Annotated in this window: 12 protein-coding genes; 9 read left to right on the plus strand and 3 right to left on the minus strand. The window is 71.2% G+C overall.

From position 1 onward, the window contains the following. Positions 1 to 231 precede the first annotated feature (231 nt). The 4 genes from IEY79_RS15840 to IEY79_RS15855 are packed head-to-tail and all read left to right on the plus strand — an operon-like array spanning position 232 to position 3,768. The gene (locus tag IEY79_RS15840) at positions 232 to 1,230 is read left to right on the plus strand and encodes an ABC transporter ATP-binding protein (RefSeq protein ID WP_189108128.1); all 999 of its coding nucleotides are present in this window, start codon (positions 232 to 234) and stop codon (positions 1,228 to 1,230) included. Then, positions 1,230 to 1,955 carry an ABC transporter permease gene (locus IEY79_RS15845; RefSeq protein ID WP_189108129.1) on the plus strand — a complete coding sequence of 242 codons (726 nt, stop codon included), beginning with the start codon at positions 1,230 to 1,232 and terminating at the stop codon, positions 1,953 to 1,955. Before IEY79_RS15840 ends, IEY79_RS15845 begins: the two co-directional genes overlap by 1 nt. Next, positions 1,952 to 3,166, plus strand: a complete 1,215-nt coding sequence (locus tag IEY79_RS15850; RefSeq protein WP_189108130.1) for a sensor histidine kinase — start codon at positions 1,952 to 1,954, stop codon at positions 3,164 to 3,166. Before IEY79_RS15845 ends, IEY79_RS15850 begins: the two co-directional genes overlap by 4 nt. Beyond that, entirely contained in the window at positions 3,163 to 3,768 is a 606-nt protein-coding gene (locus IEY79_RS15855) for a response regulator transcription factor (RefSeq protein WP_189108131.1), read from the plus strand. Before IEY79_RS15850 ends, IEY79_RS15855 begins: the two co-directional genes overlap by 4 nt. A 24-nt stretch (positions 3,769 to 3,792) precedes the next feature. Here IEY79_RS15855 and IEY79_RS15860 read toward each other — a convergent pair whose 3' ends face one another. Beyond that, on the minus strand, positions 3,793 to 5,259 hold the full coding sequence (locus IEY79_RS15860) for an MFS transporter (RefSeq protein WP_189108132.1): 1,467 nt from the start codon (positions 5,257 to 5,259) through the stop codon (positions 3,793 to 3,795). A gap of 283 nt (positions 5,260 to 5,542) precedes the next feature. On the opposite strand from IEY79_RS15860, the gene IEY79_RS15865 reads away from it, so the two are divergent. From IEY79_RS15865 to IEY79_RS15885, 5 genes are all read left to right on the plus strand, one after another. Continuing rightward, positions 5,543 to 7,069 carry an MFS transporter gene (locus IEY79_RS15865; RefSeq protein WP_189108133.1) on the plus strand — a complete coding sequence of 509 codons (1,527 nt, stop codon included), beginning with the start codon at positions 5,543 to 5,545 and terminating at the stop codon, positions 7,067 to 7,069. Positions 7,070 to 7,173: 104 nt separating this feature from the next. Continuing rightward, positions 7,174 to 7,836 carry a class I SAM-dependent methyltransferase gene (locus tag IEY79_RS15870; RefSeq protein ID WP_189108134.1) on the plus strand — a complete coding sequence of 221 codons (663 nt, stop codon included), beginning with the start codon at positions 7,174 to 7,176 and terminating at the stop codon, positions 7,834 to 7,836. Positions 7,837 to 7,867: 31 nt separating this feature from the next. Beyond that, positions 7,868 to 8,848 carry an N-acetylmuramoyl-L-alanine amidase gene (locus tag IEY79_RS15875; RefSeq protein WP_189108135.1) on the plus strand — a complete coding sequence of 327 codons (981 nt, stop codon included), beginning with the start codon at positions 7,868 to 7,870 and terminating at the stop codon, positions 8,846 to 8,848. A 299-nt stretch (positions 8,849 to 9,147) separates the two neighbouring features. Beyond that, on the plus strand, positions 9,148 to 9,993 hold the full coding sequence (locus tag IEY79_RS15880) for a DUF5336 domain-containing protein (protein WP_189108136.1): 846 nt from the start codon (positions 9,148 to 9,150) through the stop codon (positions 9,991 to 9,993). A gap of 133 nt (positions 9,994 to 10,126) precedes the next feature. Continuing rightward, positions 10,127 to 10,420 carry a hypothetical protein gene (locus tag IEY79_RS15885; protein ID WP_189108137.1) on the plus strand — a complete coding sequence of 98 codons (294 nt, stop codon included), beginning with the start codon at positions 10,127 to 10,129 and terminating at the stop codon, positions 10,418 to 10,420. Positions 10,421 to 10,486: 66 nt separating this feature from the next. On the opposite strand, the gene IEY79_RS15890 is transcribed toward IEY79_RS15885, so the two are convergent. Together IEY79_RS15890 and IEY79_RS15895 are read right to left on the minus strand one after the other, a co-directional pair. Continuing rightward, positions 10,487 to 11,575, minus strand: a complete 1,089-nt coding sequence (locus IEY79_RS15890; RefSeq protein ID WP_373292557.1) for a prenyltransferase/squalene oxidase repeat-containing protein — start codon at positions 11,573 to 11,575, stop codon at positions 10,487 to 10,489. A gap of 2 nt (positions 11,576 to 11,577) precedes the next feature. Then, a complete protein-coding gene (locus IEY79_RS15895) occupies positions 11,578 to 12,312 on the minus strand; it encodes a class I SAM-dependent methyltransferase (protein WP_189108139.1) in 735 nt (244 codons plus the stop codon). Positions 12,313 to 12,352: the final 40 nt, after the last annotated feature.

Consider the following 12,352-nt stretch of genomic DNA (forward strand, 5'->3'; position numbering starts at 1 on the left):
GACAGTTCATGGCGACGTATCACGACACCATGATCCACCAGCGGTGATCATTTGAAGACACTGCCTAGCTCTCTTCGAACACCGAACGGGCCGCCCCGCGTTGGGCGGCCCGTTCGGTGTTGGAAGCGGAACCTCCGGTAGGGGCAGGACATTTGTCCCGGCCGAGTCCGTACATGCGCATCTGCCGGAGGACCGCCCCCTCTCCGTAGCGTCATCGGCATGAGACAGCCCATGGCAACAGCACCAGTCACGCCGGCGGATCCCGCGAGCGGGACCGCACCCGCGGTGAGCATCGAAGGGGCGGTCAAGTCCTTCGGCGCCGTACGCGCGGTGGCCGGCCTCGACCTCGGCATCGCACGCGGCGAGACCCTCGCACTCCTCGGACGCAACGGCGCGGGCAAGTCCACCACCCTCAACCTGCTGCTCGGCCTCGACGAGCCCGACAGCGGACACGTCCGTCTCTTCGGCGAGACCCCCGAGCGCGCGGTCGGATCGGGCCGGGTGGGCGCGATGCTCCAGGACGGGGGGCCGGTCCGCCGTACGACGGTGCGCGAGCTCGTCTCGTTCGTCGCGAGCACCTATCCGCGCCCGCTGCCCGTCTCCGAGGCCCTGCACCTCGCCGGGCTCACCGAACTCGCCGCCCGCCGCGTCGACAAGCTCTCCGGCGGGCAGTGGCAGCGCGTCCGCTTCGCCGTCGCCCTCGCGGGCAACCCCGAGCTGATCGTCCTCGACGAACCGACGGCGGCCCTCGACGTGGAGGCCAGGCGCGCGTTCTGGACCTCCATGCGCGCCTACGCCCGGCGGGGCAACACCGTCCTGTTCTCCACGCACCACATGGAGGAGGCCGACGACAACGCCGACCGGATCGTCGTCATCGACCACGGCCGGATCGTCGCCGACGGCAGCGGTGAGCGCGTCAAGCGCGCGGTCGGCGGGCATCTCGTCGCCTTCGACCTGGCGGGCCGTGGCACGGAAGGACTCGGGACGCTGCCGGGTGTCGTCTCGGTGGAGATACGGGGCGACCGGGCCCGGCTTCGTACGGACGACTCCGACGCGACCGTCATGGCGCTGGTCGGCCTCGGCATGGTCAGGAATCTGGAAGTCGCCCACGCCACGCTGGAGGACGCCTTCCTCGCGCTGACCGGCACCGATTCGACGGCCGCGGAGCCGGCAGAGGCGGCAGCCAGGACCACGACCAACGTGACGAACGCGACGAAGGAGACGGTGTGATGCTGGAGTACGTCCGACTCGAAGTCCGCCGGACACTGCGCGACCCCGGATTCGTGATCTTCAGCGCCGGGATGCCCGTGCTGATGTATCTGCTGTTCACCAACCTCGGCGCCGCCGACGACGGCGGCAACGCCTGGAAGACGACCGCCATGGTCGGCATGGCCGCCTACGGCGCGCTCGGCGCGGCCGTCAGTGTCGGCAGCGGCATCGCCGAGGACCGTTCGCTCGGCTGGCTGCGCCAGCTCCGCATCACACCCATGCGGCCCCGCCAGGTCGTACTCGGCCGCGCGGTTACCAGCTCGGTGACCGTCCTGCCCGCGATCCTGGCGGTACTGACGGCCGGCGCGGTGTCCAACGGCGTACGGCTCCACGCCTGGCAGTGGGCGGTCCTGGTCCTGGTCCTGTGGGCGGGCACACTGCCGTTCACGCTGCTGGGGATCGGCAACGGCTACCGCCTCTCCGCGCAGAGCGCCGGAGTGGTCAACACGGGGGCCCTGATGGGCCTGGCGGTCATCGGCGGGCTCTGGTTCCCCATCGAGGCGTTCCCCGAGTGGCTGCGGACCCTCGCCGAGTACACACCCGCCCATGGCTTCGCCGAACTCGGCTGGGCCACCACCGAGGGCCACGCGCCAGGGACGGCGACCGTCGCCGTAATCCTGGGGTGGCTGGCGGCGTTCGGTTCGTACGCTGTGATGTCCTACCGGAAATCCGCGAGGACGGTATGAGCGACAAACCGAAGAGAACTGGTTGCGGGCGCCACCGGCCGGGACCGGCCTCCGGCTTCGCCATGCTGCCGTGGCTGCTGCTGGGCCTCGGCTCCCTCTCCAACCTCGTGCAGGGCGACACCCCGAGCCCCTGGCTCGGCGGCGCGGGTCTGCTGGTCTTCAACACCCTCTACATCCAGGTGGTGTTCCGGGCGTTCGACCCGGTGCGGCGACGCGGTCCGGGCACCTGGTGGTCGCTCGGGGGGATGGCCGTGATGACGTTCGGCCTCGGCGGCGCGTACGGCGGCAGCTGGCTGCTGTTCTTCCCGCTGTTCGGGCTCGCCTGCGGCACCGTGCTGCGCGGGCGCTCCCTCGCCGTGGTCGGCGTACCGCTGACGCTGGTGGTCGCGGTCGTCGCGGCGGTCCACGACGGCTGGGGCGCGATCGCCATCGCGTACGCCACGATCATGTCGATGCTGGTCACGGCCGCGATCCTGGCCCTGACCGAGACGATCATGGAGCTGCGCGCCACCCGGCAGGAGCTGGCGCGCTCGGCGGTCGAGGAGGAGCGGCTGCGGTTCTCGCGCGACCTGCACGACCTGCTCGGCCACACCCTGTCGGTGATCGTGGTGAAGTCGGAGGCCGCGCGCCGGCTCGCGCCGCGCGACATGGACGGTGCGCTGGCGCAGATCACCGACATCGAGTCCGTCGGCCGGCAGGCGCTGACCGAGATCCGCGAGGCCGTCACCGGCTACCGCGACAGCAGCCTCTCGACCGAGCTGGACCGGGCGCGCTCGGGTCTGACCGCCGCCGGGATCGAGCCCGTCGTACGGCAGTCGGGGCCGCCGCTGGGGCCGCGTACGGAGGCGCTGCTGGGCTGGGTCGTACGGGAGGCCGTCACCAACGCCGTACGGCACAGCGGGGCGAGCCAGTGCGAGATCACGGTGGACGGCGCGCCCGAACAGGTCCGGCTGGTGATCACGGACAACGGCCGCGGCGTACGCTCTGGACCGGCCGACGACGTGGGCGGCGGTACGCGTGGCACGGGCACGGGGCTGAAGGGGCTCACCGAACGGCTGGCGGTGGCGGGCGGTTCGCTCGAAGCGGGGCCCGCGGGTCCGGCGGGGCGCGGCTTCCGGGTGACGGCCGTGCTTCCGGTGGATCCCGGGGCGGACGTGCCGGCGACAGCGACAGCGACATATTCACCGACGGAATCGGGGCAGCCGGCATGATCAGAGTCCTTCTCGCCGAGGACCAGGGCATGATGCGCGGCGCCCTCGCGCTGCTGCTCGGCATGGAGAGGGACATCGAAGTGGTCGCCCAGGTGTCCACCGGGGACACCATCGTCGCCACCGCGCTCACCACCCGCCCCGACGTGGCGCTGCTCGACATCGAACTCCCCGGCCTCAGCGGTCTCGACGCCGCCGCCGACCTGCGCGAGGAGGTGCCCGACTGCCGGGTACTGATCCTCACCACCTTCGGCAGACCCGGCTATCTGCGCCGGGCCATGGAGGCGGGAGCCGCCGGTTTCCTGGTCAAGGACGGGCCCGTGGAGGAGCTGGCCGAGGCGATCCGGCGGGTGCTCGCCGGTGAGACCGTGATCGATCCGGCGCTGGCCGCCGCCGCGCTGAGCGCGGGACCGAGCCCGCTGACCGCGCGCGAGCGGGACGCGCTGAACGCCTCCGTGGACGGGGCGACCGTCGCCGACATCGCGCAGAAGCTGCGGCTGTCCGAGTCGACGGTGCGGAACTATCTCTCGTCGGCCATCGGCAAGACCCACACCCGTAACCGCATGGAGGCCGTACGCGCGGCCCGCCGGCAGGGCTGGCTCTGACCGTCGGGACCGGCTCCCGCCGCGTTACGTGTCCGAGTGGCGCGGCAGCCAGAAGGCCATCAGCACCGCCGCGACGAGCAGCAGCCCCGAGCCGGTCCGGAAGGCCAGCGCGTACCCCTCGGTCAGCGCCGTCGCACCCGTCCCGTGGGACGTCCGCGCCGCCGCGACCGTCGAGAGGATCGCGAGGCCGATGGCCCCGCCCATGGTCCGCGAGGTGTTCACCAGGCCGGAGACGAGACCGGCTTCGCCGGGTGCCGCGCTGCCCGTGGCGAGGGCGGCGAGCGGGGTCATGGCCAGGCCGGCGCCGGCCATCATCAGGATGCCGGGTCCCAGGATCGTCCTGAGGAAGGTGCCGTCGGCGGTCATCATCGACTGCCAGCCGAATCCGACCGATCCCACGAACGCGCCGAGGACGGCGACATGCCGGGCACCGATACGCCGCATCAGCAGGGGCGCCAGCTTCGAGCCGAGGACGACACTGAGCGAACTCGGTATCAGCGCGAGGCCCGCTTCCAGGGGCGTGTAGCCGAGGACGTTCTGGGCGTAGACGGTCATGAAGAACCACATCGCGAACGACGCCGAACCGGTCACCAGCATCCCCGCATTGGCCCCCGAGACCGCCCGTACGCGGAAGAGTCTCAGCGGCATCAGCGGTTCCCTCGTGCGCGCCTCCACCGCCAGGAAGGCCCCGAGCAGCAGCAGTCCGCCCAGCAGCGGCACGAGTGTCACGGCGGCTCCCCAGCCCGACTGCTCGGTCTGCACGATGCCGTAGGCGAGGACGGCGAGACCGCCGGTGACCAGGACGGCGCCCGGCAGGTCCAGCCTGCGCCGCGCCTCCTTCGCCCGGCTCTCCGTCAGCCACACGACGGCGGCGACCAGGACCAGCGCTCCGGCGGGCACGTTGATCAGCAGCACCCAGCGCCAGGACAGCAGATCGGTGAGCACACCGCCGACGAGCCCGCCCGCAGCGCCACCGCCGGCGCCGACGGCCGCCCAGGTGGCTATGGCGCGCGTCCGCGCCGGTCCGGCCGGGACGGCGGCGGTCAGGATGGTGAGGGTCGCGGGAGCCAGTACGGCGGCGCCGAGGCCCTGCACGGCGCGGGCGGCGAGCAGTTGCCAGCCCTCCTGCGCGAGACCGCCGGCCAGGGACGCGGCGGTGAAGACACCGAGCCCGGTGAGGAACATCAGCTTGCGCCCGAAGATGTCGGCGGCGCGGCCGCCGAGGAGCATGAAGCCGGCGAAGGCGATCGAGTAGGCGTTGAGCACCCACTGGAGACCGGTGGTGCTGAGGCCCAGGTCGGTGCGCATCGAAGGCAGCGCGACGTTCACGACGGAGACGTCGAGTACGACGAGGAACTGCCCGGCGCACGCGGCGAGGATGACGGCCCAGGTGCGCGTCGACCGCGCGCCGTCGGTGCCGGGCCCGCGCCCTCGCTCGAACGGGGGCTGGGGGTCGGACTCGGTTTCGGTGCCTGACGGGACATGGGCCATGGCGGTAATAGTCGCAGCCCTGCCCTTCCCCGTACATCGGGATATCGACGTACGGGCGCCGGGCCACAGGACCTAGGGCGTCTTCAAAGTAGCGCCGTCCGCCCGCAGGGAGGGGCCCGCGGCGGCTGGTGGGCGGGGGGGGCGGACGGGGGCGGGATCAGGATCCTGTCAGGGCCAGGAATACCGGGGCGACCGGGAAGCGTTCAACCTCCATCTACTTAGTGGCCTCAAGCATCCTTTTTGCTGGCCTTATCCACTCTTCGCCTGCCTGGAGGCCCCACCTATGCCACAAGCGACGCCCGACCACCACACCGGCACCGGCCCCCTTCCCGGGGCCGCTTCGCGTAAGCGGGGAACCGGCGGCGTCGTCCCCGTACTCGCCTTCGCCGGCATCACCGTCGCCGTCATGCAGACGCTGCTCGTCCCGATCATCAAGGACCTGCCGGCACTGCTCCGCACCTCGCCCGACAACGCGACGTGGGTCATCACAGCGACCCTCCTCGCCGGCGCCGTGGCCACCCCGATCATGGGGCGGCTCGGCGATCTCTACGGCAAGCGCCGGATGCTGCTCGCGAGTCTGGCCGTCATGGTCCTCGGCTCGCTGATCTGCGCGTTCACCGACGAGCTGACGGTGATGATCGTCGGCCGCGCCCTCCAGGGCTTCGCGATGGGCGCGATACCGCTGGGTATCGGCATCATGCGTGACGAGCTGCCCCGCGAGAAGCTCCCCTCGGCGATGGCCCTGATGAGTTCGTCGATCGGGGTCGGCGGCGGTCTCGCCCTGCCCGGCGCCGCGCTCGTCGCCCAGCACGCCGACTGGCACACACTCTTCTTCGGCGCCGCCGGCCTCGGCGTGCTGTCGATGCTGCTGACCGTCCTCACCGTCCCGGAGAGCTCCGTACGGGCCGGCGGCAAGTTCGACTGGTTCGGCGCGCTCGGACTCTCCGCGGGCCTCGTCGCCCTGCTGCTGCCGGTCACCAAGGGCAGCACCTGGGGCTGGACCTCGCCCACCACGCTCGGGCTCTTCGGCGTGGCCGTCGTGGTCCTCGGACTGTGGGGCTTCATGGAGCTGCGGCTCAAGGCCCCGCTCGTCGACCTCCGCACCAGCGCACGCCGTGAGGTGCTGGTCACCAACCTCGTCTCGGTCATGGTCGGCGTCGCGTTCTACGCGGTGTCGCTGATCCTCCCGCAGCTGCTCCAGCTCCCGACGTCGACCGGCTACGGACTCGGTCAGTCGATGGTCGTCGCGGGCCTGTGCGTCGCCCCGCTCGGACTGACGATGATGCTCGTGGCCCCGGTGTACGCCCGGATCTCGGCGCGGAGCGGTCCGAAGGTCTCGCTGATGGTCGGTATGGCCGTCATCGCGATCGGCTACGGCGCCGGGCTGGTCATGATGAGCGCCGCCTGGCAGACCGTCGTCATCTCGATGGTCCTCGGCGCGGGCATCGGTCTCGCGTACTCCTCGCTGCCCGCCCTGATCGTCGGCGCCGTCGACCCGTCGGAGACCGGCGCGGCCAACGGGCTGAACACGCTGGCGCGTTCGATCGGTACGTCCGTCTCCAGCGCCGTCATCGGCATGGTCCTGGCGCGTACGGCGATTGGTACGGGTCCCGCGGCGGTGCCCAGCCTGCACGGCTTCCGTATCTCGTTCGTGATCGCCACGGCCGCCGTGCTCGGCGGTCTGGCCCTGGCGACGTTGCTGCCGTCCCACAAGGCCTCGGCCCGCACGGAGTTGCTGGCCAGCAGCGAGGGCGACGCCGAGGCGGACGCCGGCCAGGCCGCGTCGCCCCGGGCGGCGGTCCGGTCGTAGGGCGTGTCGGCGCGCGGGAGGGCGTACGGCAGCATGGGCGACCGTGCCCCGTACGCCTACGGCGCGCACGCCACGCCGCCGCACGCCCACGCAGGAGGAACCGCATGACCGCCGGGACCGCCCCAGCCCCCGCCCCGTCCCCCGACGTCCTCGCGGCCTTCGAGGGCGCCAAGGGCTTCATGCCGACCGGTGAGGGGCTCGCGCTGTACGCCGCCGCCACCGAGGCCGCCGCGCTGGGGCTGCCGCTGCTGGAGGTCGGCACGTACTGCGGCCGTTCCACGATCCTGCTCGCCGACGCAGCCCGCGCCGCCGGTGTCACGGCCCTCACCGTCGACCACCACCGCGGCAGCGAGGAGCAGCAGCCCGGCTGGGAGTACCACGACCCGGCGGTCGTCGACCCCGTGGTCGGCCGGATGGACACCCTGCTGTCCTTCCGCCGCACGCTCCACGCGGCCGGTCTCGAAGACCATGTCGTGGCGATCATCGGCCGCTCCCCGCAGGTGGCCGCCGTCTGGGGCGGGCCGCTTGGCCTGGTCTTCATCGACGGCGGGCACACCGACGAGCACGCCAACGGCGACTACGAGGGCTGGGCGCCGCATCTCGCCGAGGGCGGGCTGCTGGTGGTCCACGACGTGTTCCCGGACCCGGCGGACGGCGGCCAGGCACCGTACCGGATCTGGCTGCGGGCGCTGGCGTCCGGAGCGTTCGCCGAGGTCCGGACGTGTGAGTCGCTTCGTGTTCTGCGACGTACCGGCGCAGGAACCTGACGCTCCGTCCCCCACGGACTAGCATCGCCGCGTGTCGTACGACGAAAGCCCCTCCCCCGCCCCCCGCCGGACCTCGCGGACCACTCTGACCATCGCGATCGCGGCCCTGGTGCCCGGCGCCTTCGCCGGGTGGCTGATCTGGCAGGCCACGGGCGGGTCCGACGACGGGGGCCCGGCGCGGAACACGAGCGCGTCCTCCCCCTCCGCCGGCTCGGGCGAGGGCCTCGGCTCCCCCGGCCCCGAGCCGAGGCCCGCCCCTTCGGACTCGCCGTCCCCGTCAAAGCCGGCGCCGGGCGACGACGGCGCTCCGGGGGACGCTCGGCCCGCTCCGGGCGAGGGGCCGCTCGCGGGGCGCGTCGTCGTCATCGACCCCGGGCACAACCCGGGCAACTTCAAGCACACCGCCGAGATCAACAAGCTCGTGGACATCGGAACCAACCGCAAGGAATGCGACACCACGGGCACCGCGGGCAACTCCGGTTACACGGAGGCCGAATTCACCGCCGATGTTTCACAGCGCCTCCGCACTCTCCTCCGTAAAGAGGGCGCGACGGTGAAACTCACTCACGAGAACGACCGCGCGTGGGGACCGTGTGTCGACGAGCGCGCGGAAATCGGCAACAAGGCCAAGGCCGATGCCGTCATCTCCATCCACGCGGACGGCTCGGCCGTCGGCAACCGGGGCTTCCATGTCATCCTTCCCGCACTGGTGAAGTCGGGCGGAGCGGACACCACAAAGATCGTGGCCCCCTCGCGCGATCTCGGCGAACGCGTCGCGGGCAATTTCGTACGCACGACCGGAAGCGCTCCCTCCAATTACCTCGGCGACGACACGGGACTCGATGTCCGCGACGACCTCGGCGGACTCAATCTGTCGACCGTGCCGAAGGTGTTCATCGAGTGCGGCAACATGCGCGACTCCAAGGACATCGCCCTGTTGACGAGCGCCGAGTGGCGCCAGAAGGCCGCGCAGGGAATGGCGGACGGCATCAGCGGTTTCCTCAAGCGATAGCCGTACGCCAGGAACAGTAGGCCCCACCGTCCGGGGAACGCAGCCCGAACAGCCGGAAACGGCAACGGATTCACAACGAAAAGACCACTGTCGATTCTTCGGCGCGCTCTCCCGCAACCGTTGGAGGGCTTGTTGTGGTCCCCTCATGAGGTGGCCCGGAACCGAGAAGACGACCCGCTCGGGCAGACGATAGATTCATCCGTACGATAGGGAGCCGCCCCCGAGCTTCGCACTCCGCACCGTCGCCCTCGCGCCGGTGGCGACCGCCCCGACGAGACGATCTACGAAGGACTTTTCACGTGAACATCCGCTCCCTCACACGAGGCGATGGCGTGGTGATCGGAGCAGCGGTGGTGCTGTTCATCGCCTCGTTCCTCGGCCTGTCCAGCATCGACTGCCCGCAAGGTGTCGACTGTTCGGGCATCGACAGCCCGAATGCCTGGGACCTGCTCGGCCTGCTGATGAGCATGTTCGTCACCGGCATCATCGGCGCCGGTCTGATCGTCGTCGGCCGTGGCATGCCGGGCCGCAAGGTGGCCGGTCTCGACCTCGGCCAGTTCGGTGTGGCACTGACCGTCTTCGCACTGTGGACCGCGTTCTGGACCATCATCGACGCGGACAACGCGGGCGCCGGCATGATCCTCGGCCTGCTCGCGACGATCGTGCTCGCCGCGGGCGCCGTCGCCACTCCGCTCGTTCCCGCCCTCAAGGCGCCGCTCGTCGGGGCCCCGAAGCCGCCGCAGGTCGCGTCGCCGTACGGCCAGCCGGGCCACCCCGGCCAGGGTTACGGCTACCCGGGTGCCCAGCAGCAGCCGTACGGTGGCCAGCCGGGTCAGCCGCAGCCCGCGTTCGGCGGTGCCCAGCCGGGTCAGCCCGGTCCGGGCCAGCCCTCGCAGGGTGGGCAGCCCGGGGCGCCGGGCCCGAAGCAGGACGGTTCGGGCGGCGGTAACTTCGAGCCGTTCTGGTTCGCCGTGCCGGTGGCCCGTCCCCTGTACGGGGAGGACGGCTCGCCGTCCCCGATCGCCGAACTCGCGCCCGGTACCTGGTACTTGGCCGTCGAGCAGCGCGGTCCCGGTCTTATCGCCCAGACGCAGGACGGCCGTCGCGGTCTGCTCCAGGACACGTCCGGCATCCAGCGCGGCTGAGCAGCGGCACATCCGCTGGAACGCACAGTCACGGCCCCTCGCCCTTCGGGGCGGGGGGCCGTCGGCGTGCACCTGACGGAGCGGATGGATCCGGTGGGGGTTTTACCCGCCGTTCAGCGGCAACACGGTCGTCATGGCCTCACGTCAACGCAGTGGAAGCAGCGCAGCAGCCACGGTCCTCATAGTGATCGCGGATGTCATGGCCTTCATCTTGGGCCTCTGGATTCTCATGTACCTGCTGGACGCCAACCGCGCCAACGACCTGGTGAACTTCATCCAGGACGCGGCACGCTGGCTCGCCGGCTGGTCCTACGACCTGTTCACCTTCGACGAGGCATGGGCACGGGTGGTGTGCGGTTACGGTCTCGCGGCCGTGGTGTACCTGCTCATCGGCCACGGGCTGGCCGGCCGCCTGCGCCGCATCTGACGGGACGTCAGTGACTTTCTTGACTGACGCAACGTCAGGAACCATCCCGGGCAGGGGTGTTCGGCCTCAGCCGACCCGCTCGCAGCAGTCCGGCTCAAGTCCGGACGGCAGCCTCTCACCGCTGAAGACCGCCGTGGTCGCCTCGTCGCCCCCGAGCGCGGCCACGGCCAGCAGCAGGGAGGCCGCCGTCCAGCTGGTCAGCTCCTCCGGCCAGACGGCCTTCTTGCCCTCGAAGACATAGCCCGTCCAGTACATTCCGTCGTCCGCACGCAGATGCCTGATCGACTGGAGTACGTCGAGCGCGCGGTCGGACTCACCCACCACCCAGAGCGCCATGGCGAGTTCACAGCTCTCGCCGCCGGTGACCCACGGGTTGGGCAGGACGCAGCGCACCCCGAGTCCGGGGACGACGAACCGGTCCCAGCCCTCCTCGATACGGGCCTTCGCCTGTGTCCCGGTCATCGCGCCGCCGAGGACCGGGTAGTACCAGTCCATCGAGTAGCGGCTCTTGTCGAGGAACCGCTCGGGGTGCTCACGGATCGCGTGCGCGAGCGAGCCTGCCGCCAGCTCCCAGTCGGGCTGGGCCTCTTCACGTTCCTCGGCGATGGCGAGCGCGCAGCGCAGCGCCTGGTGCACGGAGGAACTGCCGGTGAGCAGCGCGTCGTCCACGGCGGTGCCGTCGGCCTCCCGCTTCCAGCCGATCTGCCCGCCGGGCCGCTGGAGTTCCAGGACGAACTCGACGGCGGAGTGCACGACGGGCCACATCCGGTCGAGGAACGACTCGTCTCCGGTGGCCAGATAGTGGTGCCAGACCCCGACGGCGGGATAGGCGCAGAAGTTGGTCTCGCGGCTCAGGTCGGTCGGCCGGGTGGCGTCGCCGTCGTGGTAGGCGGCGTACCAGGACCCGTCCTCGTTCTGATGCCGGGCCAGCCACTCGTACGCGCGCGCCGCCGCCTCGTGCTCGCCGGACGCGTCGAGCGCCATGGCGGCCTCGGTGTGGTCCCACGGGTCGAGATGGTGGCCGCGAAACCAGGGGATGGCACCGTCGGGGCGCTGGATCGCGAGGATGCCCGCGACGGTCTCGGCCGCCTGATCCGCCGTCAGGACCCCTGGCAGGACGAGGTGTTCGGTGCGGTCGGGGCCGCGACCGGGCAAGGTCACTTGCCCTCCGCCGTCGGCAGGTGCGGCTTGGTGGCGTAGGCGACGAAGCTCTTGCCGACGACCGGGTTGAGCAGCTGCTCGGCGAAGCGGGTCGCGAACGGCTTCTTCATGATGTCCCAGACGAGCAGCTTGTGGTACGCCCGCACGGGCAGCACCTGGTCGTTGTCCACGCCGAACGCGCACTTGAGCCACCAGTAGGGCGAGTGCAGGGCGTGCGCGTGATGGGTGCCGTACGGCCGGAGCCCGGCCTCCCGTATCCGGCCGAGGAGTTCGTCGGCCTTGTAGATACGGATATGGCCGCCCTCGACCTCGTGGTACGCGTCGGAGAGCGTCCAGCAGACCTTCTCGGGGCCGTACCGGGGCACCGTCACGGCGATCCGGCCGCCGGGCCGCAGGACGCGGACCATCTCGGCGAGCACGCCCTTGTCGTCGGGGATGTGCTCCATGACCTCGGAGATGATCACGACGTCGAAGGACTCGTCCGGGAAGGGGAGATTCAGCGCGTCCCCCTCCATCGCGGTGGCGGTGGCGCCGGGCGGCGCCTCACCGGCCTCCTTCATCGCGGCGAACCAGGTGGCGACCTCGCGGATCTCCGCACCGTTCCGGTCGAGGGCCACGACCTGGGCGCCGCGCCGGTAGCACTCGAAGGCGTGCCGGCCCGCGCCGCACCCCAGATCGAGCACCCGGTCGCCGGCGGCGAGCGGGAAACGGGAGAAGTCCACGGTCAGCACGAGTTCCTGCTTTCGCGGTCGGGGATGGGGGGTGGAAGGG

Source organism: Streptomyces camponoticapitis (genome assembly GCF_014646115.1).
Lineage (GTDB): Bacteria > Actinomycetota > Actinomycetes > Streptomycetales > Streptomycetaceae > Streptomyces > Streptomyces camponoticapitis.